Annotated in this window: 23 protein-coding genes, 1 pseudogene and 1 other annotated feature; of the genes and pseudogenes, 12 read left to right on the top strand and 12 right to left on the bottom strand. The window is 53.4% G+C overall.

The window, feature by feature from the left end; genetic code table 11:
• Window positions 1-38: 38 nt before the first annotated feature.
• Both OGY62_RS08665 and OGY62_RS08660 read right to left on the bottom strand, forming a co-directional pair.
• Window positions 39-1,240 (bottom strand): IS3 family transposase gene (locus OGY62_RS08665; RefSeq protein WP_096913407.1). Its coding sequence is split into 2 segments (ribosomal slippage): window positions 39-925 and window positions 925-1,240, totalling 1,203 coding nucleotides; the frame shifts between segments, so codons are not numbered across the junction.
• A gap of 90 nt (window positions 1,241-1,330) precedes the next feature.
• Window positions 1,331-2,161 (bottom strand): annotated as a pseudogene (locus OGY62_RS08660) (CSS-motif domain-containing protein); the annotation flags it as partial.
• A 225-nt stretch (window positions 2,162-2,386) separates the two neighbouring features.
• On the opposite strand from OGY62_RS08660, the gene OGY62_RS08655 reads away from it, so the two are divergent.
• Entirely contained in the window at window positions 2,387-2,647 is a 261-nt protein-coding gene (locus OGY62_RS08655; protein ID WP_012133519.1) for a type B 50S ribosomal protein L31, read from the top strand.
• 1 nt (window position 2,648) lies between these two features.
• Entirely contained in the window at window positions 2,649-2,789 is a 141-nt protein-coding gene (ykgO, locus tag OGY62_RS08650; protein WP_003859006.1) for a type B 50S ribosomal protein L36, read from the top strand.
• A 77-nt stretch (window positions 2,790-2,866) separates the two neighbouring features.
• Here ykgO and OGY62_RS08645 read toward each other — a convergent pair whose 3' ends face one another.
• The 6 genes from OGY62_RS08645 to acrA all read right to left on the bottom strand — a co-directional run bounded on the left by OGY62_RS08645 (window position 2,867) and on the right by acrA (window position 9,670).
• Window positions 2,867-3,337, bottom strand: coding sequence for a YlaC family protein (locus OGY62_RS08645; protein ID WP_024130587.1), 471 nt, complete (start codon window positions 3,335-3,337; stop codon window positions 2,867-2,869).
• Window positions 3,338-3,450: 113 nt separating this feature from the next.
• Window positions 3,451-4,002, bottom strand: coding sequence for a maltose O-acetyltransferase (gene maa, locus OGY62_RS08640; protein WP_012133515.1), 552 nt, complete (start codon window positions 4,000-4,002; stop codon window positions 3,451-3,453).
• 183 nt (window positions 4,003-4,185) lie between these two features.
• On the bottom strand, window positions 4,186-4,404 hold the full coding sequence (hha, locus tag OGY62_RS08635) for a hemolysin expression-modulating protein Hha (protein WP_002892050.1): 219 nt from the start codon (window positions 4,402-4,404) through the stop codon (window positions 4,186-4,188).
• 27 nt (window positions 4,405-4,431) lie between these two features.
• A complete protein-coding gene (tomB, locus tag OGY62_RS08630; protein ID WP_012133514.1) occupies window positions 4,432-4,806 on the bottom strand; it encodes an Hha toxicity modulator TomB in 375 nt (124 codons plus the stop codon).
• A 501-nt stretch (window positions 4,807-5,307) separates the two neighbouring features.
• Window positions 5,308-8,454 carry an efflux RND transporter permease AcrB gene (acrB, locus tag OGY62_RS08625; RefSeq protein ID WP_012133513.1) on the bottom strand — a complete coding sequence of 1,049 codons (3,147 nt, stop codon included), beginning with the start codon at window positions 8,452-8,454 and terminating at the stop codon, window positions 5,308-5,310.
• 22 nt (window positions 8,455-8,476) lie between these two features.
• Window positions 8,477-9,670 carry a multidrug efflux RND transporter periplasmic adaptor subunit AcrA gene (acrA, locus tag OGY62_RS08620; RefSeq protein ID WP_012133512.1) on the bottom strand — a complete coding sequence of 398 codons (1,194 nt, stop codon included), beginning with the start codon at window positions 9,668-9,670 and terminating at the stop codon, window positions 8,477-8,479.
• A 141-nt stretch (window positions 9,671-9,811) separates the two neighbouring features.
• Between acrA and acrR the strand changes: the two genes are divergently transcribed.
• Window positions 9,812-10,465: a multidrug efflux transporter transcriptional repressor AcrR gene (acrR, locus tag OGY62_RS08615; protein WP_012133511.1), complete on the top strand. Its 654-nt coding sequence runs from the start codon at window positions 9,812-9,814 to the stop codon at window positions 10,463-10,465.
• Window positions 10,466-10,584: 119 nt separating this feature from the next.
• The gene (gene mscK, locus OGY62_RS08610) at window positions 10,585-13,947 is read left to right on the top strand and encodes a mechanosensitive channel MscK (RefSeq protein WP_049009802.1); all 3,363 of its coding nucleotides are present in this window, start codon (window positions 10,585-10,587) and stop codon (window positions 13,945-13,947) included.
• Window positions 13,948-13,983: 36 nt separating this feature from the next.
• Here mscK and OGY62_RS08605 read toward each other — a convergent pair whose 3' ends face one another.
• From OGY62_RS08605 to priC, 3 genes are all read right to left on the bottom strand, one after another.
• Window positions 13,984-14,931, bottom strand: coding sequence for an Rpn family recombination-promoting nuclease/putative transposase (locus tag OGY62_RS08605; RefSeq protein WP_060815857.1), 948 nt, complete (start codon window positions 14,929-14,931; stop codon window positions 13,984-13,986).
• 69 nt (window positions 14,932-15,000) lie between these two features.
• Window positions 15,001-15,168 carry a pleiotropic regulatory protein RsmS gene (gene rsmS / locus OGY62_RS08600; protein ID WP_012133507.1) on the bottom strand — a complete coding sequence of 56 codons (168 nt, stop codon included), beginning with the start codon at window positions 15,166-15,168 and terminating at the stop codon, window positions 15,001-15,003.
• A 14-nt stretch (window positions 15,169-15,182) separates the two neighbouring features.
• Complete coding sequence (gene priC, locus OGY62_RS08595) at window positions 15,183-15,710, bottom strand: primosomal replication protein N'' (protein WP_286459583.1); 528 nt, start codon at window positions 15,708-15,710, stop codon at window positions 15,183-15,185.
• 69 nt (window positions 15,711-15,779) lie between these two features.
• Here priC and OGY62_RS08590 point away from each other — a divergent pair, with 69 nt between their 5' ends.
• The 8 genes from OGY62_RS08590 to hemH all read left to right on the top strand — a co-directional run bounded on the left by OGY62_RS08590 (window position 15,780) and on the right by hemH (window position 23,959).
• Window positions 15,780-16,157, top strand: a complete 378-nt coding sequence (locus tag OGY62_RS08590; protein WP_012133505.1) for a DUF454 family protein — start codon at window positions 15,780-15,782, stop codon at window positions 16,155-16,157.
• Window positions 16,158-16,307: 150 nt separating this feature from the next.
• A complete protein-coding gene (gene apt / locus OGY62_RS08585; RefSeq protein WP_012133504.1) occupies window positions 16,308-16,859 on the top strand; it encodes an adenine phosphoribosyltransferase in 552 nt (183 codons plus the stop codon).
• Between the two features lie 189 nt (window positions 16,860-17,048).
• Window positions 17,049-18,974 carry a DNA polymerase III subunit gamma/tau gene (dnaX, locus tag OGY62_RS08580; RefSeq protein ID WP_286459581.1) on the top strand — a complete coding sequence of 642 codons (1,926 nt, stop codon included), beginning with the start codon at window positions 17,049-17,051 and terminating at the stop codon, window positions 18,972-18,974.
• Window positions 18,307-18,371 (top strand) — a sequence feature (DnaX frameshifting element). Its footprint overlaps the gene before it by 65 nt.
• 45 nt (window positions 18,975-19,019) lie before the next feature.
• On the top strand, window positions 19,020-19,349 hold the full coding sequence (locus tag OGY62_RS08575; RefSeq protein WP_001515903.1) for a YbaB/EbfC family nucleoid-associated protein: 330 nt from the start codon (window positions 19,020-19,022) through the stop codon (window positions 19,347-19,349).
• Window positions 19,349-19,954, top strand: coding sequence for a recombination mediator RecR (gene recR, locus OGY62_RS08570; protein WP_012133502.1), 606 nt, complete (start codon window positions 19,349-19,351; stop codon window positions 19,952-19,954). Before OGY62_RS08575 ends, recR begins: the two co-directional genes overlap by 1 nt.
• Window positions 19,955-20,063: 109 nt before the next feature.
• A complete protein-coding gene (gene htpG, locus OGY62_RS08565; protein WP_286459579.1) occupies window positions 20,064-21,938 on the top strand; it encodes a molecular chaperone HtpG in 1,875 nt (624 codons plus the stop codon).
• A gap of 237 nt (window positions 21,939-22,175) precedes the next feature.
• Window positions 22,176-22,820: an adenylate kinase gene (adk, locus tag OGY62_RS08560; protein ID WP_012133500.1), complete on the top strand. Its 645-nt coding sequence runs from the start codon at window positions 22,176-22,178 to the stop codon at window positions 22,818-22,820.
• A 176-nt stretch (window positions 22,821-22,996) separates the two neighbouring features.
• Window positions 22,997-23,959 carry a ferrochelatase gene (hemH, locus tag OGY62_RS08555; RefSeq protein WP_048902402.1) on the top strand — a complete coding sequence of 321 codons (963 nt, stop codon included), beginning with the start codon at window positions 22,997-22,999 and terminating at the stop codon, window positions 23,957-23,959.
• A 2-nt stretch (window positions 23,960-23,961) separates the two neighbouring features.
• Here the strand turns inward: hemH and aes are convergent, their stop codons facing one another.
• Window positions 23,962-24,921 (bottom strand): acetyl esterase, encoded by a 960-nt coding sequence (aes, locus tag OGY62_RS08550; RefSeq protein ID WP_286459578.1) that lies wholly within the window; start codon window positions 24,919-24,921, stop codon window positions 23,962-23,964.
• Window positions 24,922-24,963: the final 42 nt, after the last annotated feature.

Here is a 24,963-nt window from a genome sequence, read left to right as displayed (position 1 = left end):
TGGATTGGCCCCTATATTTCCAGACACTTTTTATCGCTTTACCCATTACTGGTTCGCCGCCGCAGATATTCCCGTGGCGAACGATATCCCAGTGCACTGTGCGGATGCCATTCGTTGTAATGTTCGAAGGCCTCCGCAAGGTTCTTTGCCGCTGTTAACCCGTCAGGTTTTGGCATGATGCTGATGTAGTCGCGCTTCATCGTTTTCACGAAGCTCTCCGCCATTCCGTTGCTTTCTGGACTACGTACCGCCGTATGTTTTGGCTCCAGTCCTACCATTCTGGCGAACTGACGCGTCTGATGAGAACGGTAGGCTGAACCGTTGTCTGTCAGCCACTCAACGGGGGATGTCGGCAGCCTGTTACCGAAGCGACGCTCTACTGCACCCAGCATGACGTCCTGCACGGTTTCACTGTCATATCCACCGGTACTTGCCGCCCAGTGAAGTGCCTCGCGATCGCAACAGTCCAGTGCGAACGTGACCCGCAGTTTTTCACCGTTATCACAGCTGAACTCGAAGCCGTCGGAGCACCACCGCTGGTTACTTTCTCCAACGGCCACTTTCCCTCTATGCGCCCGCTTCGAGGGCGGTATTGCCGGTTTACGCTCAAGCAGCAGCGCATTCTGACGCATGATGCGGTATACGCGTTTGGCATTGATCACCGCCATGTCGTCAGTTTCTGATTGTCTGCGCAGCAGTGCCCATACACGACGATAACCATAGGTGGGCAGATCGTCGATAACGGTATGGATACGAGCCAGCGCTTCAGTATCATCAGGCTTGCGCTTGCACCGACGATCCTGCCAGCCCTTCGACCGACGGGCCATGGCATGCAGTTGCGCACGTGAGACCCGGAGGCAACGACTGACAAGGCTTATTCGCCATCCTCCGGCAACAAGGGCACGTGCGCTATCCACTTTTTTTGTCGGCCATATTCAACGGCTTCTTTCAGCAGCTCGTTTTCCATGGTTTTTTTGCCCAGCAGGCGCTGTAACTCTTTAATTTGCTTCATTGCAGATGCCAGCTCCGACGCGGGTACAACCTGTTCACCCGCGGCAACCGCAGTGAGACTGCCTTCCTGATATTGCTTACGCCACAGGAACAGCTGACTGGCAGCAACGCCATGCTGACGGGCGACCAGCGACACGGTCATTCCGGGCTCAAAGCTCTGCTGAACAATGGCGATTTTTTCCTGAACGCTGCGCCGTCTGCGCTTCTCTGGACCTAGAACATCAATCATTCGGACTCCAACGACTAGTCTAAAACTAGTATTAAGACTATCACTAATTTAAGTGATACCAACTGTCTGGAGATTCATGGGGCCAGTCTAGTCCAGTAAACGGTGGTGTGGTGATTGTAAGCGGCGAAGAATGCGCAGAATAAACGCCGCCGCCAGCAGGCTCGCCATCATCCCCAGCGGCAGCCAGATAAAAGCCTGGCGATACCAGTTCTTTTGTAGTGGCAGCGTGGAGGCCCAGGTCACGATGGCGATGTTCATTTCAGGAGAGCGCTGAATTGTGTAGACACTGTTGCGATCTTCCCGGTATTGACCGGGCGACTGCTGCAATTGTCGAATAATGTCGGGATCGAGCCGATTGCTACTGGCGGCCACGATGTTATTTGCTTCGCCAATAATAGCGGCATCAATATGCCATGAACTAAATGGGATCACATCAATGAAGGAGGCGGGGTCCATCATGACCACATAGTGTTCTTTACCCACAGCGACCATAAAGCGCTTGAGCCCTAAATCATTTTGCGAGGTAAGCCATATGCGGTAGCCGTCCTGGGTGATTTTTTCCGGTTTGGGGAAAACGAAGGGGGCGCTTTTTTGCTCCAGCGATGAGCAAACAGGCATATTTTGGTCGAGGTATAGCACTTCCTGAATGTAGCGCAGACTGTAAGATATTCGGCGCATTGTCAGTAAATGCGCATTACTACAAGGCGTACCGCGAAAGGCGTTTAGCTGGTCTAACGCCAGTTTGCTCTGGGAGGCAACTTTGTCAGCGCGTAAGGCTACGCGTGATGAATAGACGTTAAGTTCCTCAATAAATTTCTTTTCAACCTGGCGATGAGCGAGCCAGAGGCTTAATCCCACAGGGGCAAGGACAGACAGAATGAGCACCCCTGTGACCAGGCTGACCAAATGTCGTGTTGTCACGGTGATATCCTTATTGATGCAGCATATGGCGAGTACATCTGAACGTAAAAAAGCCCTTCGTTTAATCACGTTATTCTAACTGCTTTTGCTCTTTCTGGCTCAATAAGGGCTTGTTTCGACTTAAAACGTACAATGTTGAAGGATAACCACATCATTATGAGGGTTGAAAAGCGGCAATTTGCGGCGTATTTTATTGTTACGTTATAACATAATATTGAGGCTGTCATGAAACCGAATATCCATCCTGCCTATCGCACCGTGGTGTTCCACGATACCAGTGCGAATGAATACTTTAAGGTGGGGTCAACGATCAAAACCGAGCGTGAGATTGAGCTTGAGGGCGTGACTTATCCGTATGTCACCATTGAGGTGTCTTCTAAATCACACCCTTATTACACCGGAAAACAAAAAACCTTTGATAACGAAGGCAGCGCAGCACGTTTCCAGAAACGTTTCGGAAATTTTATTGGCGCTAAGCGAGGATAAGATGCAGGTACTGAATTCATTGCGTAGCGCAAAGCAGCGGCACCCGGACTGCCAGATAGTTAAACGCAAAGGGCGTTTATATGTGATCTGCAAATCCAATCCACGTTTTAAAGCGGTGCAGGGTCGTAAAAAAAGACGTTAATGATTTGCCAACATTGCAGGGACTACAGTGCGTGCCAGGGACGGTACGCACTTTTTACATCTGCAACAGTGAGAAAACTAGTGGCTTGTTTCTGTGCGAGTGAGCGTGAAAACATCGTAGAAAGAGAGTTCGCCTTTACGCGTTATCATCTTCTGTAATTGTGCTTTCTGGTCGCTGCCAACATGCGGTGACTGAAGAATAGCGTGGATCAGCGCAGGGGGAACGAAGCGCGTGTTATACCATTCTCCGTTATAGCAAACCCTGAAATCCAGCACGTCGATATCCTCGTAGCGATAACGCGGGGCGACATCAAAAAAGAAAAAACCATTCAACAGGACGAATAATACGACCAGCAGCCACACTGAATCCACCAGCGTGTCTGATTGCAGCATGACGGCCAGCGTGGCAAACCAGGCGATATACATGCCAATAAACAGCCCCGGATGTTTGCGAATAAAACTAATACTGAAACGCGGTCTGTTGTCGCGTTTCTCGCGAGCATTGAGATCGTCAATCGTTTCCGTCAGCAGGCGCTGTATTTCTGTCATCATTTGCCTTTGTGATTTCTGTAACATTCAGGGAACAGCCCATTTTAGAAGGGCGAACTTCATGAAAAAAGTAACAGATTAACCACAATTTATCATAACAGTTACAATTCGCTTTACAGCGTTTTAATGATTCGCGCGGGATTTCCACCGACCACAACGTTGGCCGGAACGCTTTTGGTCACGACGGCGCCTGATGCGATAACGGCGTTATCGCCAATGGTGACGCCAGGGTTAATCACGGCGCGACCGCCGATCCAGACATTATTCCCGATGGTTACAGGTTTACCCAGTTCCTTACCGCTATTGCGTTCTGTGGCATCCAGCGGGTGCGTCGCCGTATAGATATGCACGCCAGGCGCGAGCATACAATTGTCGCCGATATGAATCGGGCAGACATCCAGCATCACACAGTCGAAGTTAGCGTAAAATGCTTTGCCGAGGTAAATATTGTAACCGTAATCACAGCGGAAGGAGGGTTCAATATACGCACCGTCGCTCTGGCCTAGCAGGTCGCTCAGAATAGCCTGTCGCGCATTCTTCTCGTCCGGTGCGGAGTGGTTGTATCGATGAAGCAACTGGCGCGCCCGCAGGCGGTCGTTGCGCAATGTCTCATCGGCCGGGCAATATAACTCACCGGCAATCATCTTCTGCTTTTCTTCGCTCATTATGCACTCTTCTGTTTGTGGATTAACTGCCGCAGTACAGTAAAGCGCAACGCCTTTTAAGGGAACGTTCCCGTTACCTTGATGTGATCTAAATCACGAGACGTAAAATAGGAATTAACGGTAAATACAGGGAAACCCTCGGTCAGGCAGAACGAACGTATTCTCCATAGCGTTATGCAAAAATTAGCGAATGAATTTCCACACGGAGGTGGGAATCTTGTCGTAGAGCTTATTCATCGTCAATTCTGCAAGACGGTGATCTGCTGCTGAGTAAAATACAGCCAATTCATTGTCAGACAATTCATATTTATTTTTCTCTATTACACGTTCCAGCGTGTCTATTGTCTGGCAGCGTCGTAAACGCATCAAATAATCTGTTTTCGTTAATGGTTTATCGGACATAAATCTTACCTATGATTGTAATAATTTTTAACATGACAAGCTAACAGGATTCGCCCTGGTGGCATTGACGAAGCAGCGAAACAGGCGGTTTCCTGATTTTCGCCATTTTTGCAGATCCTGCGCATTAATGCCGTAACTGCTGAACAACATAAAGGTGTCATCCAGATATTCATCTATCTGTGCAATCAGCTTATTGTCCTCATTATACTTAATTTTATAATTAAGTGCGAAGGTTGCAATATGCTCTATCAGTTCATTGAGCTGAAGATTGATTGCCGAAGTAGGGTCATTAACCCAACCGTGGTTGCTTTCTTCAAGGTTTGCAAGACAGTCATGATACAGGGTTTCACAGAGAAATTTAAGCTGTGCGATATCATGTCTTTTGGGTGAGTACTCATCCATAACGCATCCCCTTCTTAGTGGCTTGAACTAACCGAACACCTTTCGGGATGGATACAACTAACTGACCTGGAACTTGCGCTCTTCTCCTGATGTTTTAACTATAATCCACTCTAAAAAAGATTTCATCGTCCTATTACGAAAAATTACAATTAGGTAAAAGTATGTTGCCCCAACGCAATTTTACATTTTAACCGTAAAAGACGATGCCTGAAATGAGGCGATCTTTTTATTGTTTTTGCAATCATTGAGTTATCGTCATTTGTGCTAACAACGATTGTTAAGAAGGCTGTTACACTCACGATATACCAGGAATAATCTTAATGATTTCTTAATTAACGGAAAAAATAAGAAATGACCAGACTCTCTAAGAATAGCCTTTAGCACGCTGGGGATTATATGTCTTATTTATTCTACGGTGAATAAACAAACTAACAATAAGCGCTTTTTATGATTTTTATCCAGAAAAAAGGCCGCTTGCGCGGCCTTTTCACAGGAGATGAATCAATGATGCTCTACCGAATGGCTGTGCTCAATGTCTTCGCTCTTGCGGCTAAAGCGGCGGCGTACCACCACAAAGAAGACCGGAACGAAGAAGATAGCCAGAACTGTTGCGGTGACCATCCCGCCCATTACGCCGGTGCCCACAGCGTTCTGCGCGCCGGAACCTGCGCCAGAGCTGATAACCAGTGGCATAACACCGAGGATAAACGCCAGAGACGTCATCAGGATCGGGCGTAAACGCATACGTACCGCTTCCAGCGTTGCTTCTATCAGACCTTTGCCTTCTTTATCCATTAAGTCTTTGGCGAATTCGACGATAAGTATCGCGTTCTTCGCCGACAACCCAATGGTTGTGAGCAGGCCCACCTGGAAGTAAACGTCGTTGGTCAGGCCACGGAAGGTTGCCGCCAACAGCGCGCCGATAACCCCGAGCGGCACCACCAGCATAACGGAGAACGGAATAGACCAGCTCTCATACAGCGCCGCCAGACACAGGAAGACCACGATCAGTGAAATGGCGTACAGGGCAGGCGCCTGGTTGCCGGACAGTCGTTCCTGATAAGACATCCCGGTCCAGTCGTAGCCGATGCCGGATGGCAGTTTGCTTGCCAGCTCTTCCATCATCGCCATTGCTTCACCGGTACTCTTACCTGGTGCCGCCTGGCCGAGGATTTCCATTGAAGGCAGACCGTTATAGCGTTCCAGACGAGGTGAACCGTATTCCCAGCGCGAGGAGGAGAAGGCCGAGAACGGCACCATCTGACCATCGCTACCGCGCACATACCAGTTTCCGATATCTTCCGGCAACATACGGTATTTCGCTTCAGACATGACGTAAACTTTCTTCACACGACCACGGTCGATGAAGTCGTTCACATAGCTGCCGCCCCATGCTGCGCCCAGCGTCGTGTTAATATCGCTAATGGAAACACCCAGCGCCTGCGCTTTTTCCTGATCGATATCGACCTTGAACTGCGGCGTATCTTCCAGACCGTTCGGACGAACGCCGACCAGCAGATCCGGGTGTTTTGCAACTTCGCCAAATAGCTGGTTACGCGCCTGCGTCAGTTTTTCATGACCGAGGCCGCCCTGGTCAATCAACTGGAAGTCGAAGCCCGTTGCCGTACCCAGTTCGACAATCGCTGGCAGGTTAAAGGCGAACACCATCGCATCTTTAATCTGGGAGAATGCGCCCATCGCGCGACCGGTGATCGCATCGACTTTATTCTCATCCCCCGGACGGTCGGCCCAGTCTTTCAACGAGACGAACGCGATACCGGTGTTCTGACCACGACCAGCAAAACCAAAGCCGTTAACCGCAAAGACGGATTCAACGTTATCTTTCTCTTTGGTGAGATAATAGTCGGTCATCTCATCGAGAACTTTCTGCGTACGCTCCTGGGTTGCGCCCGCTGGCAGCTGCGCCATGCTCAGGAAGACCCCCTGGTCCTCGTCCGGCAAGAAGGAGCTTGGCAGACGAACGAACAGGTAAGCCATGCCGACCACGATGATCAGATAGAGCAGCAGATAACGACCGGTGCTGCGCAGGATGTTGCCTACGCTGTCGGTGTAGTGGTGCGTGCTCTTCTCGAACATGTTGTTGAACCAGCCAAAGAAACCTTTGGTTGACCCGTGGCTGCCTTTGGCAACCGGCTTAAGCATGGTGGCGCACAGGGCTGGCGTCAGGATCAGTGCCACCAGCACTGACAGCGCCATTGCGGACACAATGGTGATGGAGAACTGACGATAAATAGCCCCTGTAGACCCGCCGAAGAAGGCCATCGGGATAAATACCGCTGACAGCACCATCGCGATCCCCACCAGCGCGCCCTGAATCTGGCCCATTGATTTTCGCGTGGCTTCTTTCGGCGGCAATCCTTCTTCGGACATTACACGCTCGACGTTCTCTACCACCACGATGGCGTCATCCACCAACAGGCCGATGGCGAGCACCATCCCGAACATTGTTAGCGTGTTTATCGAGAAACCGAATGCCGAAAGCACGGCGAATGTCCCCAACAGCACCACCGGCACCGCGATTGTCGGAATCAACGTCGCGCGGAAGTTTTGCAGGAACAGGTACATGACCAGGAACACGAGGATGATGGCTTCTACCAGCGTTTTCACCACTTCGTGAATGGAGATCGTCACGAACGGGGTGGTGTCATACGGGTAAACGATCTTCATCCCTGACGGGAAGAACGGTTCCATCTTCTTCAGTTCTGCACGGATGGCGTTTGCGGTATCCAGCGCGTTCGCACCGGTCGCCAGCTTGATCCCCAGACCAGACGCAGGCTGTCCGTTGAACTTCGCAATGATGTCGTAGTTCTCACCGCCCAGTTCAATTCTTGCTACATCGCGCAGGCGAACCTGGGAGCCGTCCTGGTTCACTTTCAGCAGAATTTTACCGAACTCTTCCGTAGAGGTCAGACGCGTTTGTGCGATGATGGAGGCGTTCAGTTGCTGGCCTTTCACCGGCGGCGTACCGCCAAGCTGACCGGCCGCAACCTGGGCGTTCTGCGCTTTGATCGCGTTAATCACATCCACTGGCGTGAGCTGGAAGTTGTTCAGCTTCGTTGGGTCCATCCAGATACGCATCGCGTACTGCGAACCAAACAGCTGCACGTCACCCACACCTGACGTACGGCTGATGGCGTCTTTCATGTTCGCCGCAACGTAGTCAGAAATATCCTCCTGGGTCATGGTGCCGTCGGTGTTGATGACGCCCACAACCATCAGGAAGCTGCTGGATGATTTCTCAACGCTCACACCCTGCTGTTGAACCTCCTGGGGAAGCAGCGGCATGGCCAGTTGCAGTTTGTTCTGCACCTGAACCTGCGCGATATCTGCATCCGTACCGGATTCGAAGGTCAGGGTGATCTGCACGGTACCCGTGGAGTCACTGTTTGAGGACATGTACATCAGGTTATCGATACCGTTCATGTTCTGTTCGATAACCTGCGTCACCGTGTCCTGCACGGTTTTCGCATCAGCGCCAGGGTAAGTCGCGGAGATCGTCACTGCGGGCGGCGCAATCGTTGGATATTGCGCTACCGGCAGTTTGAGGATCGCGAGGCCCCCTGCCAACATGATGATAATGGCGATCACCCACGCAAATATAGGGCGATCGATAAAGAAATTAGGCATGTCTTAACGGCTCCTGTTTAAGTTAAGACTTAGACTGTTCAGACGGGTTAGCGCTTGCGGCTTGCTGTTCATTATCCGCGGTGACTTCCTGCGCTTTAACCTGCGCGCCAGGACGCACTTTTTGCAGCCCGGTAACAATCACGCGATCGCCCGATTTGAGTCCATCAGTGACTAACCACTTATCGCCAATCGCCTGGTTTGCGACGATCTGACGGGTTTCCACTTTGTCATCGGCGCCGACAACCAACGCACTGGCATCACCGCGTGGCGTACGGGTAACGCCCTGCTGGGGAACCAGCAATGCATCAGGATTGGTGCCTTCTTCCAGACGTGCGCGAACAAACATACCAGGCAGTAAGGTATGGTCCGGGTTAGGGAAGATTGCGCGTAACGTAATAGAACCGGTGGTTTGGTCGACGGTGACGTCAGAAAACTCAAGCGTACCGGATTGCGGATAGGTAATGCCGTCGCTGGTGACCAGCTCGACTTTCGCTTTGCCGTTCTCTTGCTTCAGTTTGCCGCTCGCCAGCTCCTGTTTCAGGCGCAGGAAGTCGTTGCTTGACTGCGTTACATCCACATAGATCGGGTCGAGTTGCTGTACTGTCGCGAGGGCGGTAGCCTGCCCGTTTTGTACCAGCGCGCCTTCCGTTACGGATGATTTACCGATACGGCCGCTAATCGGGGAGGTCACTTTGGTATACGCCAGATTAATGCGTGCGGTTTCAACGGCCGCTTTTGCCGCCACAACAGACGCATTCGCCTGTTGCGCATCTGCCAGCGCGCTATCGTAGTCTTGTTGGCTGATGTATTTCGTACCCAACAGTTTCTGATAACGTTTAACCGTTAACTGAGCGATATTTGCAGCCGCCTGCGCTTTAGCGAGATCGCCTTTGGCGCTTTCGTAAGCCGCCTGGTAAGTCGCAGGATCAATCTGATAGAGAGACACACCCGCTTCAATGTCGCCGCCTTCCGTAAAGTTACGTTTCAGGATAATTCCGCTTACCTGAGGACGAACTTCCGCAATACGGTATGCATTGGTGCGACCCGGGAGTTCAGTAGTGATCTGTAGAGGTTCAGTTTTGAGCGTCACAACCCCAACTTCTGGCATCTGCTGACCACCTTGTTGGGCCTGTTTGTCGTCACATCCTGTTAGCGCTAAGCTGCCTGAGAGCATCAGAACGACCGCCAGAGGCGTAAACCCTCTGTTTTTGTTCATATGTAAACCTCGAGTGTCCGATTTCAAATTGATCAATGGTCAAAAGTCCACAAACCCATTGCTGCGTTTATATTATCGTCGTGCTATGGTACATACATCCACAAATGTATGTAAATCTAACGCCTGTAAATTCACCGACATATGGCACGAAAAACCAAACAACAAGCACAGGAAACTCGGCAACACATCCTGGATGTAGCTCTGCGTTTGTTCTCGCGACAAGGGGTATCATCCACTTCGCTCGCGGAGATTGCAAAAGCCGCTGGCGTCACACGCGGTGCAATCTATTGGCACTTCAAAAACAAGTCGGATTTATTCAGTGAAATCTGGGAGCTATCAGAATCCAATATTGGTGAGCTTGAGATTGAGTATCAGGCAAAATTCCCCGACGATCCACTATCAGTATTAAGAGAAATTTTAGTCCATCTTCTTGAAGCAACCGTGACGGAAGAGCGCCGACGTTTATTGATGGAAATTATATTCCACAAATGCGAATTCGTGGGTGAAATGGCGGTAGTGCAACAGGCGCAGCGAAGCATCTGCGTGGAAAGCTATGATCGCATTGAACAAACGCTAACACATTGTATTAAAGCAAAAATGCTCCCGGGAAACCTGATGACGCGTCGTGCGGCAATATTAATGCGCGGCTATATTTCCGGCATCATGGAAAACTGGCTCTTTGCGCCGCAATCCTTTGATCTGAAAAAAGAAGCACGAGATTACGTCGCCATCTTGTTGGAAATGTATCTGCTTTGCCCGACGCTGAGAGCGGCGCCTGCCCTCGAAAGCCCCTGATATCATTCCAGGAATTATCCTGGACATTTTCCGTTCCGCTATTCTGTCCGTCACCGCCGTGATATTCTTGCGGCTTGACTATTTCCGGTCATTCTTCCGGTTCAGAAACCTTCACTCCCATGACTATGTTGCAGCTCTATAAACGTTCATCGCATCTTGTTTTTATCTCAATCATTTTCTTTGTGTTATTGCTGTGCGGTCAGTCGTTGGCGTTTGCCCGTGCGCAAACGAATGGCGATCTGCCGTCGAAAGCGGACGTGCAAAGCCAGCTGGATGCGCTGGGTAAACAGAAAGACCTCTCCGCGCTGGATAAACTGGTCCAGCAGGATCTCATCGATACGCTCGCCACGCTTGATAAAATCGATCGGGTAAAAGAGGAGACCACGCAATTACGTCAGAAAGTCGCGCAGGCGCCGGAAAAAATGCGTCAGGCGACGGACGCGCTGAATGCCCTCAGCGATGTGGATAATGACGACGAAACGCGAAAAACGTTGAGCACGCTTTCGCTGCGCCAGTTGGAACTTCGGGTTGCGCAGGTGCTGGATGATTTGCAGAACTCGCAAAACGATCTGGCGACTTACAATAGTCAGCTGGTTTCGCTCCAGACGCAGCCTGAGCGTGTGCAAAACGCGATGTATACCGCGTCGCAGCAAATGCAGCAAATCCGTAATCGACTGGACGGCACCAGTGTCGGGGACGGCGCATTGCGCCCGAGTCAACAGGCTCTGCTACAGGCGCAACAGGCGTTGCTTAACGCGCAAATCGATCAGCAGCGCAAAAGTCTGGAAGGCAATACGGTTTTGCAGGATACCCTGCAAAAGCAACGCGATTACGTCACGGCGAACACCAATCGACTGGAACACCAGCTCCAGCTTTTGCAGGAAGCGGTCAACAGCAAACGTCTGACGCTAACCGAGAAGACGGCGCAGGAGGCGATCTCGCCGGATGAAACGGCGCGTATTCAGGCTAACCCTCTTGTGAAGCAGGAGCTGGATGTCAATCATCAACTGAGCCAGCGCCTGATCACGGCAACCGAAAACGGCAACGCGCTCATGCAGCAGAACATCAAAGTCAAAAACTGGCTTGATCGCGCGCTGCAATCAGAGCGCAATATCAAAGAGCAGATTGCGGTGCTGAGAGGCAGTTTGCTGTTGTCGCGTATCTTGTATCAGCAGCAGCAAACGCTGCCGTCGGCAGATGAACTTGTCGATATGACCAACCGGATTGCGGATTTGCGTCTGGAGCAGTTTGAAGTTAACCAGCAGCGTGACGCTTTGTTCCAGAACGATGCCTTTGTGGCCAAACTGGAAGAAGGGCACACTGACGAGGTTAATGACGAAGTGCATGATGCGCTGCTGCAAGTGGTTGATATGCGCAGGGAATTGCTGGATCAGTTGAATAAGCAACTGGGCAATCAGCTGATGATGGCCATTAACCTGCAAATCAATCAACAGCAGCTGATGAGCGTCTCGAAAAACCTTAAAGAGATCCTGACTCAGCAAATCTTTTGGGTTAACAGTAACCGCCCGATGGACTGGGACTGGATTAAAGCCTTCCCGCAAACGCTGAAAGATCAGTTCAGGTCGATGAAAATTACGGTGAACTGGGAAAAGGCCTGGCCTGCGGTATTCATCGCATTCCTCGCGGGGCTGCCTTTGCTGCTGATCGCCGGGGTGATTCGCTGGCGACTGAAATGGCTTAAAGCGTACCAGGAGAAGCTGGCGGCCGCGGTGGGATCATTGCGTAACGACAGCCAGCTCAATACGCCGAAAGCGATTTTCATCGATCTGATTCGCGCCTTGCCGGTTTGTCTGATAATCCTTGCGGTGGGGCTGATCCTCCTCACCATGCAGTTGAATATTAGCGACCTGTTATGGGCGTTCAGTAAAAAGCTGGCGTTGTTCTGGCTGGTATTCGGTCTGTGCTGGAAGGTGCTGGAAAAAGAGGGCGTTGCCATTCGGCACTTCGGCATGCCGGCGAAATTGACCAGCCACTGGCGCCGTCAGATTGTGCGCATCAGTCTGGCGCTACTGCCGCTGCATTTCTGGTCGGTGGTCGCTGAACTTTCTCCGCTGCACCTGATGGACGATGTGCTGGGGCAGGTGGTGATTTTCCTCAACCTTCTGCTTATTACTTTGCTGGTGTGGCCAATGTGCCGCGATAGCTGGCGTGATAAGGAGTCGCATGGTTTACGTCTGATCACGATTACCGTGCTCTCCATCATTCCCGTCGCGTTGATGGTGTTGACCGCGACGGGCTATTTCTATACCACGCTACGCCTGTCCGGGCGCTGGATTGAAACCGTCTATCTGGTGATTATCTGGAACCTGCTGTATCAGACCGTGTTACGCGGCCTGAGCGTCGCGGCGCGTCGTATTGCCTGGCGCCGTGCGCTGGCGCGTCGTCAGAATCTGGTGAAAGAGGGGGCGGAAGGCGCGGAGCCGCAGGAAGAACCGACCATTGCGCTGGAACAGGTTAACCAGCAAACGCTGCGCATCACCATGCTGCTGATGATTGCCCTGTTCGGGGTGATGTTCTGGGCGATTTGGTCCGATCTGATCACCGTGTTCAGCTATCTCGACAGCATCACGCTCTGGCACTACAACGGCACGGAAGCGGGCGCTGCGGTGGTTAAAAATGTTACGATGGGCAGCCTGCTGTTTGCCATTATTGTGTCAATGGTGGCCTGGGCGCTGATCCGTAACTTACCCGGTCTGCTGGAAGTTCTGGTACTTTCCAGACTGAAAATGCGCCAGGGGGCTTCGTATGCGATCACCACTATCCTCAACTACATCATCATTGCCGTTGGCGCGATGACGGTATTCGGATCGCTTGGCGTATCGTGGGACAAACTACAGTGGCTGGCGGCGGCGTTATCGGTCGGTCTTGGTTTCGGCTTGCAGGAGATTTTCGGTAACTTCGTCTCTGGCATTATTATCCTGTTTGAACGCCCGGTACGCATTGGCGATACGGTGACTATCGGCACCTTCTCCGGGACGGTCAGCAAGATCCGTATTCGTGCGACCACCATTACCGACTTCGATCGTAAAGAGGTGATCATTCCGAACAAAGCCTTCGTGACCGAACGATTGATCAACTGGTCGCTGTCCGACACCACCACCCGGCTGGTGATCCGCCTTGGCGTCGCCTATGGCTCGGATCTGGACAAAGTGAAAAAAGTGCTGTTGCAGGCGGCGACGGAGCACCCGAAAGTGATGCGTGAGCCAGAACCTGCGGTGTTCTTTACCACGTTTGGCGCCAGTACGCTCGATCATGAACTGCGTCTGTACGTGCGTGAACTGCGCGATCGCAGCCATACGGTGGATGAGCTGAACCGGACCATCGATCGTTTGTGTCGTGAAAATAACATCGACATCGCTTTTAACCAGCTGGAAGTGCATCTGCGCAATGAGAAAGGTGACGAAGTGACGGAAGTTAAACGCGAAATCAAAGGCGACGATCCGACGCCGTCGGTGGGCTAAGTTCTGTTCAGGGCGGCCAGGCCGCCCTGAGTGCCTCTAATGGGAGAGCGCAGACAGCTCTTCTGGCGAGAGTCCGGTTAGGTGGGTGATCAGATCGGGGGCCAGACCGCTGTCGAGCATTTTGAGAGCGATGCTGCGCGCTTCGGCCTGACGACCTTCTTCTAAGCCCTTTTGCCGTCCTTGCTGCATTCCCTGTTGCATTCCTTTTTGCAGGCCGTCTGCTCTGCCTTTCTCTTCCAGCCATTCGGCAATGCTCATCAGTTGCTCCTTATACTGGGGGGCGCAGCTGGCCAGTTTGCGGATCAACGCGCCGGGGTCCGTGGTATTCCCAACCTGCAACATATAGTGTATCAGCACGCTGATTTGGCTACGGGTCAGGTGTTCCTGCGTTAATAGCGTGATTAATTGATCCTGTAATTCGGCCAGATCGCGTCGGCGTATATGCTTTTGCAGCAACTCCAGCATCGCCATTCGCCGATGCCGCATGATCTGATTATCCGGCATTACGGTCAGGTCTACCAGCGCAAATTCATTGCTGTAAAGGCTATTGGCAAGCGCGGGCTCACAAAACATATTCTGCCAGTTCAGGCTGTAGGGCCACGGACTAATTGACCCGTGGTAGAACAGTAAGGGAACCACTAACGGCAGCGTGTCGTGCCCGGCATCAAGATGCCGCTGCATGGCGGCGATGGCATAACGCATCAGGCGAAACGCCATGAATTTATCGGGTTTGCTTTGATGCTCAATCAGCGCATAAACGTAGCCTGGTCCATGCGTAGTTTGCAGGGAATAGAGGATGTCTGAATAGCTGGCCCGTAAGTTCTCTTCGACAAAGCTTCCTGACTCCAGCGTCAGGGAATCCAGATTGCAGATGCGAAGAAAGGTGTCAGGTAAATGGATCTGTAAAAAATCCCGCGCGATCGCTTTTTGCGTCAGCAGTTGCCGAAATACCGCATCATGTGGCGTGGTTGAAAGTCGTTCCATGAACCGTCCGTCGTCATTGTGTCCCAACGCAGACTCTGACATTGACGGTGGAGACGCACCAGCTCCCTTTTAATCGCTTTGCGAGGCGTCTTCCGCGTTTTTTAGTTTGTTTTCATAATCACGCTTCACAATTTCCAGCGCGCGTAGCACGGTTTGCGCGGGCAGCTGATTCTCTTCAAGCAGGACGATCAGATCGACGGCCAGTTTGACGTCGTCTGGGGCATTCTCAAGCGACATATTTTCTCCAGTGGTTAACGGGTCAGGCGCGCCAGTACGTGCTCTATTTTTTCCAGCGCATGACGACAGCGCGCCAGACGGCCTTCAAACGCCTCGATTTCCCGGTGCAGCGCCTGCTGCTCGGTGAAGCTGGTGACCTGCGCCAGACGGGCTTTACGCTCCTCGGTCATTTCCAGCAGACGACGCTCAAACTCCTGATGCTTTACGCGTTTACGTTGCCAGCGCGCCAGCCCCGGGGAGGCGCTGTCCCACTCCCTGAGCGACCAGGTTGCGGTTTCTCGTGTTATCGCCTCAATCTGTGAAACCAGGCGCTCCGCCAGCCAGGCAATCTGCGGTAGCGTCTGTTGTTCAACCGCATGGCGCAACGCGTCAAGGTTGGTTCCGGCTTCATCCAGATACGCCTTCAATAGCGTGCTGCGGGTGCGAAAAAGATGCCTGTCAAAGCGTGCGCTGAGCGTCGCATGCTGTGCCAGCGGCGCGCTCTGCTGGCGCAGACTGGCGAGCTGGCTTTCCAGCCTGTGTAACAGCATGGCGGTTTTCAATGTAACACTCCGATGAAAATGATAACTGTTATGCTACAGTAGCAGCCTTGTGTGCTACGTACTGTCATTATGAAACGTACTATTTTAATCATCATTGGCTGGCTGGCGGTAGTGTTAGGGACGCTGGGCGTCGTGTTGCCGCTATTGCCTACTACGCCGTTTATTTTACTGGCGGCCTGGTGTTTTGCCCGTTCGTCGCCGCGCTTTCATGACTGGCTGCTTTACCGCTCCTGGTTTGGCGGCTATTTGCGTCACTGGCAAAAGCATCGCGCGATGCCGCCGGGGGCGAAACCGCGCGCTATTGCGTTGATATTGATTACATTCGGTATCTCGCTTTGGCTGGTGCATATGATGTGGGTACGAATACTGCTGCTGGCGATCCTGGCCTGCCTGTTGATTTTTATGTGGCGGATACCGGTGATTGATGAAAAGCAACAAAAGCACTGAAGCGCAATAATCGCTGTTGCAATTGTCTTACGCAGCCAGTAAATTCGACCGTTTTCGAGCACAGGCGCAGACGGTTAAAGGTTAAACAATCGTTACTTTGACCCCCTTAATTCGCGCCGTGAGTAACACCGTAATAGCAGGCATATATCCATGACCGCGACTGCACAGCAGCTTGAGTTTCTCAAAAATAGCATTAAAAGCATTCACGACTACCCGAAACCGGGCATTCTTTTCCGTGATGTCACCAGCTTGCTGGAAGACCCGAAAGCCTATGCGCTCAGCATTGAATTGCTGGTTGAACGATACAAAAATGCAGGCATCACCAAAGTTGTCGGCACCGAAGCGCGTGGCTTCCTGTTTGGCGCGCCGGTCGCGCTGGGCCTGGGCGTCGGGTTTGTTCCGGTGCGTAAACCGCGCAAATTGCCGCGTGAAACGATCGCTGAAAGCTATGAGCTGGAGTACGGCACCGATCAGCTGGAAATCCACGTTGATGCCATCAAACCGGGCGATAAAGTGCTGGTGGTGGACGATCTCCTGGCGACCGGTGGCACAATCGAAGCGACTGTGAAGCTGATCCGTCGCCTGGGTGGGGAAGTGACCGATGCCGCTTTCATCATCAATCTGTTCGATCTGGGTGGTGAGCAGCGTCTGGCAAAACAGGGGATTACCTGTTATAGCCTGGTTCCCTTCCCGGGGCACTGATTCAGGCTATCTTATTCGCCACTCTGGTTCCGGCCAGCGCTCGACAAAACGCATTTGCGTTTTGAACGCCGCTTGCGGCGGCTCAAAAGGGTGAGCGTCGCGAATAAAGCCTCACAACCTCGCTGTATTTGCGAGGTTGTGTTAGCATTCCCCCCATGAATCCACCTTCCAGCGTTTCAGAGCCAGCCAATGAGTTATCAGGTCTTAGCCCGAAAATGGCGCCCACAAACCTTTGCTGACGTCGTCGGCCAGGAACATGTGCTGACCGCACTGGCGAACGGCTTGTCGTTAGGGCGTATTCATCACGCATATCTTTTTTCCGGTACCCGTGGCGTCGGTAAAACCTCCATCGCCCGTCTGCTGGCGAAGGGACTGAACTGTGAAACCGGCATCACCGCCACGCCGTGCGGCGTATGTGACAACTGCCGGGAAATCGAGCAGGGGCGTTTTGTCGATCTGATTGAGATCGACGCCGCGTCGCGCACCAAAGTAGAAGATACCCGCGACCTGCTGGATAACGTCCAGTACGCACCCGCGCGCGGCCGCTTTAAGGTCTATCTGATCGACGAAGTGCATATGCTCTCGCGGCACAGCTTCAACGCGTTGCTTAAAACGCTCGAAGAACCGCCCGCGCACGTTAAGTTTCTGCTGGCGACCACCGATCCGCAGAAGCTGCCGGTGACGATTTTGTCGCGCTGCCTGCAATTCCATCTCAAGGCGCTGGATGTCGAACAAATTCGCCATCAGCTTGAGCATATCCTTAACGAAGAACATATCGCGCATGAGCCGCGCGCGCTGCAACTGCTCTCCCGCGCAGCGGACGGCAGCCTGCGCGATGCGCTCAGCCTGACCGACCAGGCGATCGCCAGCGGTGACGGGCAGGTCTCCACCCAGGCGGTGAGCACGATGCTCGGTACGCTGGATGATGACCAGGCGCTTTCGCTGGTCGAGGCGGTGGTTGCCGCCAATGGCGAGCGCGTGATGTCGCTGGTGAATGATGCCGCCGCACGCGGTATTGAGTGGGAAGCGCTGCTGATCGAAATGCTGGGGCTGTTGCACCGCATTGCGATGGTGCAGCTGTCGCCTGCCGCGCTGGGTAACGATATGGCGGCGATTGAGCAGCGCATGCGCGAACTGGCGCGAACCGTGCCGCCAGCGGACATACAGCTTTATTACCAGACGCTGTTGATTGGTCGCAAAGAGTTGCCTTACGCGCCGGACAGACGGATGGGCGTTGAAATGACGCTATTACGCGCGCTGGCATTCCACCCACGTATGCCGCTGCCGGAACCGGAAAGACCGCAGCAATCTTTTGCGCCGGTCGCGCCAACGGCGGTGATGACGCCGACGCAGGTGCCTTCGCAACAGTCCGCTCCGGTACGCCAGGAGGTGCCGTTGCCAGATGCCACCAGCCAGGTGCTGGCGGCGCGCAACCAGCTTCAGCGTGCTCAGGGAGCAACCAAAACAAAAAAGAGTGAACCGGCAGCCGCTTCCCGCGCGCGGCCGGTAAATAACGCTGCGCTGGAAAGATTAGCCTCTGTCTCTGAACGCGTTCAGGCGCGTCCGGCGCCGTCTGCGCTGGAACAGACGCCGACGAAGAAAGAAGCCTACCGCTGGAAGGCGACCAATCCGGTGGTGGAAGTAAAAGAGGTTGTGGCCACGCCGAAAGCGCTGAAAAAGGCGCTGGAGCATGAAAAAACACCGGAACTGGCGACCAAACTGGCCGCGGAAGCGACTGAACGCGATCCGTGGGCGGCACAAATTAGCCAGCTCTCCCTGCCGAAGCTGGTGGAACAGGTGGCGTTAAACGCCTGGAAAGAGGAGAACGGCAATACCATTTGCCTGCATCTGCGCTCCACGCAGCGACACCTTAACTCCACTGGCGCGCAGCAAAAGCTGGCGGAAGCATTGAGCGCCCTGACGGGAACGACGGTTGAACTGACCATCGTTGAAGATGATAATCCGGCGGTGCGAACGCCGCTGGAGTGGCGTCAGGCGATTTATGAAGAGAAACTTGCGCAGGCGCGTGAGTCGATTATCGCGGATAACAACATTCAGACGCTGCGTCGATTCTTTGACGCGGATCTGGATGAAGAGAGTATTCGCCCCATTTGATCGTAAGCCCGGCTTGCGATTGTAAACCATCAAGAGAGAGAGCTTATGTTTGGAAAAGGCGGTCTGGGCAACCTGATGAAGCAAGCCCAGCAGATGCAAGAAAAAATGCAGCAGATGCAGGAAGAAATCGCCAAACTGGAAGTCACCGGCGAGTCTGGCGCAGGTCTGGTGAAAGTGACCATTAACGGTGCGCACAACTGCCGTCGCGTGGAAATCGACCCAAGCCTGCTGGAAGACGACAAAGAGATGCTGGAAGATCTGGTCGCTGCGGCGTTCAACGATGCGGCGCGTCGCATTGAAGAGACCCAGAAAGAGAAGATGGCGTCTGTCTCCTCCGGTATGCAACTGCCGCCTGGCTTTAAGATGCCGTTCTGATGCAAACCAGCCCGCTGTTAACTCAGCTTATGGAAGCACTGCGCTGTCTGCCGGGCGTTGGCCCGAAGTCAGCGCAGCGCATGGCGTTTACGCTGCTTCAGCGTGACCGCAGCGGCGGGATGCGTCTGGCGCAAGCGCTCACCCGGGCGATGTCGGAAATCGGCCACTGCGCCGATTGCCGCACCTTCACTGAGCAGGACGTGTGCAATATCTGTTCGAATCCGCGTCGTCAGGAAAACGGTCAAATCTGCGTGGTGGAGAGTCCGGCGGACATCTACGCCATTGAGCAGACCGGGCAATTCTCTGGCCGCTACTTCGTGCTGATGGGGCATCTGTCGCCGCTCGATGGTATCGGGCCGGACGATATCGGTCTCGATCGTCTGGAGCAGCGTCTGGCGTCAGAACAGCTCAGCGAAGTGATCCTCGCGACCAACCCGACGGTCGAAGGGGAGGCTACCGCGAACTATATTGCCGAACTTTGTGCGCAATATGGCGTTGAAGCCAGCCGTATCGCCCACGGCGTACCGGTGGGCGGCGAACTGGAAATGGTCGACGGCACCACGCTGTCCCACTCGCTTGCCGGGCGTCATAAGATTCGTTTTTAATCAAACGGGAGAACATTCGCGTTCTCCCGCTTGAAAACTCATTTCCCGTCCCCATCTCTCCCTCAACGCATTTTGACCTTGTAAATGGCATTGTTGAGGTATTTATCCAATGAAAGGACAAGAAACTCGTGGTTTTCAGTCAGAAGTAAAACAGCTTCTGCACCTGATGATCCATTCTCTGTACTCCAATAAAGAAATTTTCCTGCGTGAGCTTATCTCTAACGCCTCAGATGCGGCGGACAAGCTGCGTTTTCGCGCGCTGTCGAACCCGGATCTGTATGAAGGCGACGGCGAGCTGCGCGTGCGTGTCTCCTTCGATAAAGATAAGCGTACGCTGACCATCGCCGATAATGGCGTGGGGATGAACCGTGATGACGTTATCGATCATCTGGGAACCATTGCGAAATCCGGCACTAAATCTTTCCTCGAATCAATGGGTTCCGATCAGGCGAAAGACAGCCAGTTGATCGGCCAGTTCGGGGTCGGCTTCTACTCTGCGTTTATCGTCGCGGATAAAGTGACCGTGCGTACCCGCGCGGCGGGCGATAAGCCGGAAAATGGCGTGTTCTGGGAATCGGCGGGCGAAGGTGAGTACACCGTTGCGGATATCACTAAAGACGATCGCGGTACGGAAATCACCCTGCACCTGCGTGAAGGCGAAGACGAGTTCCTTGATGACTGGCGCGTACGCTCCATCATCAGCAAATATTCCGACCATATCGCATTGTCGGTAGAGATTGAAAAACAGGAAGAAAAAGACGGTGAAACGATCGTCTCCTGGGAGAAAATCAACAAGGCGCAGGCGCTGTGGACGCGTAACAAGTCAGAAATCAAAGACGACGAGTATAACGAGTTCTACAAGCACATTGCTCACGACTTCACCGACCCGCTGACCTGGAGCCACAACCGCGTGGAAGGTAAGCAGGAGTACACCAGCCTGCTGTACATCCCGTCTCAGGCGCCGTGGGATATGTGGAACCGCGATCACAAACATGGGCTGAAACTGTACGTACAGCGTGTCTTTATCATGGACGACGCCGAGCAGTTTATGCCGAACTACCTGCGCTTCGTGCGTGGTTTGATTGATTCCAACGATCTGCCGCTGAACGTTTCCCGCGAAATCCTTCAGGACAGCACCGTTACCCGCAACTTGCGCAGCGCGTTGACCAAACGTGTTCTGCAAATGCTGGAAAAACTGGCGAAAGACGATGCGGAAAAATACCAGACCTTCTGGAAACAGTTTGGTCTGGTGCTGAAAGAAGGCCCGGCGGAAGATCATGCCAACCAGGAAGCCATCGCGAAACTGATGCGCTTTGCCTCAACGCATACGGACTCTTCCGCACAAACCGTCTCTCTGGAAGATTATATCTCCCGCATGAAAGAAGGGCAGGAGAAGATCTACTACATCACGGCAGACAGCTACGCGGCGGCGAAGAGCAGCCCGCACCTGGAGCTGCTGCGTAAGAAAGGCATCGAAGTGCTGCTGCTTTCCGATCGCATTGATGAGTGGATGATGAATTACCTGACCGAGTTCGACGGTAAGGCGTTCCAGTCCGTATCTAAAGTTGACGAATCGCTGGAAAAACTGGCGGATGAAGTCGATGAAAGCGCAAAAGAAGCGGAAAAAGCGCTGACGCCGTTCGTTGAGCGCGTGAAAACCCTGCTGGGCGATCGTGTGAAAGAGGTGCGTCTGACGCATCGTCTGACCGATACTCCGGCCATTGTCACCACTGACGCTGATGAGATGAGTACCCAGATGGCGAAGCTGTTTGCCGCTGCCGGTCAGGCCGTGCCGGAAGTGAAATACATCTTTGAACTCAACCCGGATCACGTACTGGTGAAACGCACGGCGGATACCCAGGACGAAGCGCAGTTTAACGAGTGGGTAGAGCTGCTGTTGGATCAGGCGCTGTTTGCCGAACGCGGTACGCTGGAAGATCCGAACCAGTTTATCCGTCGTATGAACCAGTTGCTGGTGTCTTAATCGGCACCGCGTCATGCCGGATGGCGCTAATGCTTATCCGGCCTACGAGCAGGTTGCTTATGTAGGCCCGATAAGCGCAGCGCCATCGGGCATTTTTTATTTTATCCTCTCTTTTTCTTCATTTTCCCGCCGTTAACCGTTTCAGCGCAGGGCGCCTTCCTTGAGCGAATTGCGTGATGGTGGTATCGTTTAGCGCTTTTTTAAAAAATATCGACAACCTTTAAGGGGATTTTCGTAATGCGTATCATTCTGCTTGGCGCTCCGGGCGCGGGTAAAGGAACTCAGGCTCAGTTCATCATGGAGAAATATGGTATTGTGCAAATCTCCACTGGCGACATGCTGCGTGCCGCCGTGAAATCTGGCTCCGAGCTGGGTAAACAAGCGAAAGACATCATGGATGCCGGCAAGCTGGTGACCGATGAGCTGGTGATTGCGCTGGTAAAAGAGCGTATCGCGCAGGACGATTGCCGCAACGGTTTCCTGCTGGACGGCTTCCCGCGTACAATCCCGCAGGCTGACGCCATGAAAGAAGCGGGCATTGCGGTTGACTATGTTCTCGAATTCGACGTACCGGACGAGCTGATCGTTGACCGCATCGTGGGCCGTCGCGTGCACGCGGCGTCTGGCCGTGTTTATCACATCAAATTCAATCCGCCGAAAGTGGAAGGCAAGGACGATGTGACCGGCGAAGAGCTGACCACCCGTAAAGACGATCAGGAAGAGACCGTTCGTAAGCGTCTGGTGGAATACCATCAGATGACTGCGCCGCTGATTGGTTACTACCAGAAAGAAGCGGAAGCGGGTAACACTAAATACGCGAAAGTGGACGGTACTCAGGCCGTTGCCGATGTGCGTGCCGACCTTGAAAAAATCCTCGGTTAATCCGTAAATTGCCCGATGGCGCTGCGCTTATCGGGCCTACGGCCTACGATTTTCTTGTAGGCCTGATAAGCGCAGCGCCATCAGGCAAATTCTCATCTTACCTCTCACAGCAATTAGTTCTTCTTCCTCGCTTTTCCGCTACAATTATCAACAATTTGAATCAATAAGAGGCGGTAATGCGTCAGACGAAAACCGGTATCCTGCTGGCTAACCTCGGCACTCCCGATGCCCCAACTCCTGAAGCGGTTAAACGCTATCTGAAGCAATTTTTAAGCGATGAGCGCGTGGTGGATACTTCCCGCCTGCTGTGGTGGCCGCTTTTGCGTGGTGTAATTTTGCCGCTGCGCGCGCCGCGTGTCGCAAAACTGTACCAGTCTATCTGGCAGGAAGGCGGATCGCCGTTGCTGGTTTACAGCAGGGAGCAACAGCAGGCGCTGGCAGAGCGTCTCCCGGATACGCCCGTTGCGCTGGGGATGAGCTACGGTTCGCCGTCGCTGGAAAGCGCGGTCGATGAACTGCTGGCGAACCACGTCGATCACATCGTGGTGCTGCCGCTCTACCCACAATACTCCTGTTCGACGGTGGCGGCCGTCTGGGACGAACTGGCGCGTATTCTGGCGCGTAAACGCAGTATTCCAGGCGTCTCGTTTATTCGTGACTACGCTGATGACAATAGCTATATCACCGCCCTGGCAAATAGCGCCCGTGCCTCGTTTGCCCAACATGGCGAGCCGGACTTGCTGCTGCTCTCGTATCACGGCATCCCGCAGCGTTACGCTGACGAAGGCGACGACTACCCGCAACGCTGTCGCGATACTACCCGTGAACTGGTCTCCGCGCTTGGTCTGGCGCCAGAAAAAGTGATGATGACCTTCCAGTCGCGCTTTGGCCGCGAGCCGTGGCTGACGCCGTATACTGACGAAACGCTGAAAATGCTGGGCGAAAAAGGCATCGGGCATATTCAGGTGATGTGTCCTGGTTTTGCGGCGGATTGTCTGGAAACGCTGGAGGAGATCGCGTTGCAAAACCGGGAAATCTTCCTTGAGGCGGGCGGTAAAAAATACGAATACATTCCGGCGCTCAATGCCGCGCCGGAACACATCGATATGATGCTGAAGCTGACCGCGCCGTACCTCTGAGGCTATTTTAACTGCGCCATAAAGAAACGCGCGCCATCCTGTAGCGCATCGTCAGCGGTTTTCATCATGCGTGAATAGTGCAGGAAGGCGTGCAGCGTGCCGGGGTACATCCGGTACTCACTGGGCTGATTATGCGCCTGGAGCGTCTGGTGCAGCAGACGGCTGTCATCAAGTAACGGATCGAACTCCGCACCGGCAATAAAGCAGGGCGGCACATTGCGGGTCAGATCGTTATTGAACAGGCAATACCAGGGGGATTCGCGATCCTGCTCGTCACGCAGATAGGCGTTTTCATACCTCTCCAGATCCTGACGGGTTAAGCCGTCCCATTCTCCGCCAAATAAACGGCGGCTGGGCGAATCCTGTAACCCGTAGAGACCATACCACAGCAGCGTGGCGACCACGCTCCCGCATACAATCTGCTTATCGCGCAGCCACAGCGCGCTGGCGAGCGCCAGCATAGCGCCTGCGGAATCCCCGGCAAAACCGATTTGCGCCATGTTCAACGCGTATTCATCGGCATGTTGATGAAAGAACCGACATGCCGCGACGGTCTCCTCAATCGCCTGTGGGAAACGCGACTCGGGAGAGAGCGTATAGTCGATGCCGACGACCGTACACCGCGTATAGCTCGCCAGCAGCCGCATAATGCGGTCATGGGTATCCAGATTGCCGAGAATAAATCCGCCGCCATGCAGATAAAACAGCGTTGCCCTGCTGTTGTGCTGTGGATAATACAGACGCGTGGCGACCTCGCCGTAGGATGTGGGAACCGCCGCCGCCCGCGTTGCCATCTGCGGCGCTCCGGCGTTCCAGAACCGGCGCTCGCGGGTGTAGTGCTGGCGCTGCGCCGCAATGTCATCCGCAGGCCATGGCGGCAGCTCCGCCTGATGAACGTTGATGACGGCCCTCATCTGCGCAGAAATAAGATCGAGAACGGGAATTTTGTTTTCCGGCTTCATAACGCGCTCCTTGTGAAATGCCTCCATTGTAGAAAGCGATCG

It is taken from the genome of Citrobacter sp. CK198 (assembly GCF_030333295.1).
Taxonomy (GTDB): Bacteria; Pseudomonadota; Gammaproteobacteria; order Enterobacterales; family Enterobacteriaceae; genus Citrobacter_B; species Citrobacter_B koseri.
Note: the sequence above shows the minus strand (reverse complement) of the source record. Positions and strands in the feature narration are given on the sequence as shown.

Excerpts from the sequence above, each read along its gene's own strand:
- hemH (WP_048902402.1), top strand. The coding sequence starts at position 22,997 with ATGCGTCAGACGAAAACCGGTATCCTGCTGGCTAACCTCGGCACTCCC.
- acrA (WP_012133512.1), bottom strand. The coding sequence starts at position 9,670 with ATGAACAAAAACAGAGGGTTTACGCCTCTGGCGGTCGTTCTGATGCTC.
- adk (WP_012133500.1), top strand. The coding sequence starts at position 22,176 with ATGCGTATCATTCTGCTTGGCGCTCCGGGCGCGGGTAAAGGAACTCAG.
- OGY62_RS08655 (WP_012133519.1), top strand. The coding sequence starts at position 2,387 with ATGAAACCGAATATCCATCCTGCCTATCGCACCGTGGTGTTCCACGAT.
- tomB (WP_012133514.1), bottom strand. The coding sequence starts at position 4,806 with ATGGATGAGTACTCACCCAAAAGACATGATATCGCACAGCTTAAATTT.
- apt (WP_012133504.1), top strand. The coding sequence starts at position 16,308 with ATGACCGCGACTGCACAGCAGCTTGAGTTTCTCAAAAATAGCATTAAA.
- hha (WP_002892050.1), bottom strand. The coding sequence starts at position 4,404 with ATGTCCGATAAACCATTAACGAAAACAGATTATTTGATGCGTTTACGA.
- acrB (WP_012133513.1), bottom strand. The coding sequence starts at position 8,454 with ATGCCTAATTTCTTTATCGATCGCCCTATATTTGCGTGGGTGATCGCC.
- recR (WP_012133502.1), top strand. The coding sequence starts at position 19,349 with ATGCAAACCAGCCCGCTGTTAACTCAGCTTATGGAAGCACTGCGCTGT.
- maa (WP_012133515.1), bottom strand. The coding sequence starts at position 4,002 with ATGAGCGAAGAAAAGCAGAAGATGATTGCCGGTGAGTTATATTGCCCG.
- ykgO (WP_003859006.1), top strand. The coding sequence starts at position 2,649 with ATGCAGGTACTGAATTCATTGCGTAGCGCAAAGCAGCGGCACCCGGAC.
- acrR (WP_012133511.1), top strand. The coding sequence starts at position 9,812 with ATGGCACGAAAAACCAAACAACAAGCACAGGAAACTCGGCAACACATC.
- OGY62_RS08645 (WP_024130587.1), bottom strand. The coding sequence starts at position 3,337 with ATGACAGAAATACAGCGCCTGCTGACGGAAACGATTGACGATCTCAAT.
- OGY62_RS08590 (WP_012133505.1), top strand. The coding sequence starts at position 15,780 with ATGAAACGTACTATTTTAATCATCATTGGCTGGCTGGCGGTAGTGTTA.
- aes (WP_286459578.1), bottom strand. The coding sequence starts at position 24,921 with ATGAAGCCGGAAAACAAAATTCCCGTTCTCGATCTTATTTCTGCGCAG.
- OGY62_RS08575 (WP_001515903.1), top strand. The coding sequence starts at position 19,020 with ATGTTTGGAAAAGGCGGTCTGGGCAACCTGATGAAGCAAGCCCAGCAG.
- rsmS (WP_012133507.1), bottom strand. The coding sequence starts at position 15,168 with ATGTCGCTTGAGAATGCCCCAGACGACGTCAAACTGGCCGTCGATCTG.
- htpG (WP_286459579.1), top strand. The coding sequence starts at position 20,064 with ATGAAAGGACAAGAAACTCGTGGTTTTCAGTCAGAAGTAAAACAGCTT.
- dnaX (WP_286459581.1), top strand. The coding sequence starts at position 17,049 with ATGAGTTATCAGGTCTTAGCCCGAAAATGGCGCCCACAAACCTTTGCT.
- mscK (WP_049009802.1), top strand. The coding sequence starts at position 10,585 with ATGACTATGTTGCAGCTCTATAAACGTTCATCGCATCTTGTTTTTATC.
- OGY62_RS08605 (WP_060815857.1), bottom strand. The coding sequence starts at position 14,931 with ATGGAACGACTTTCAACCACGCCACATGATGCGGTATTTCGGCAACTG.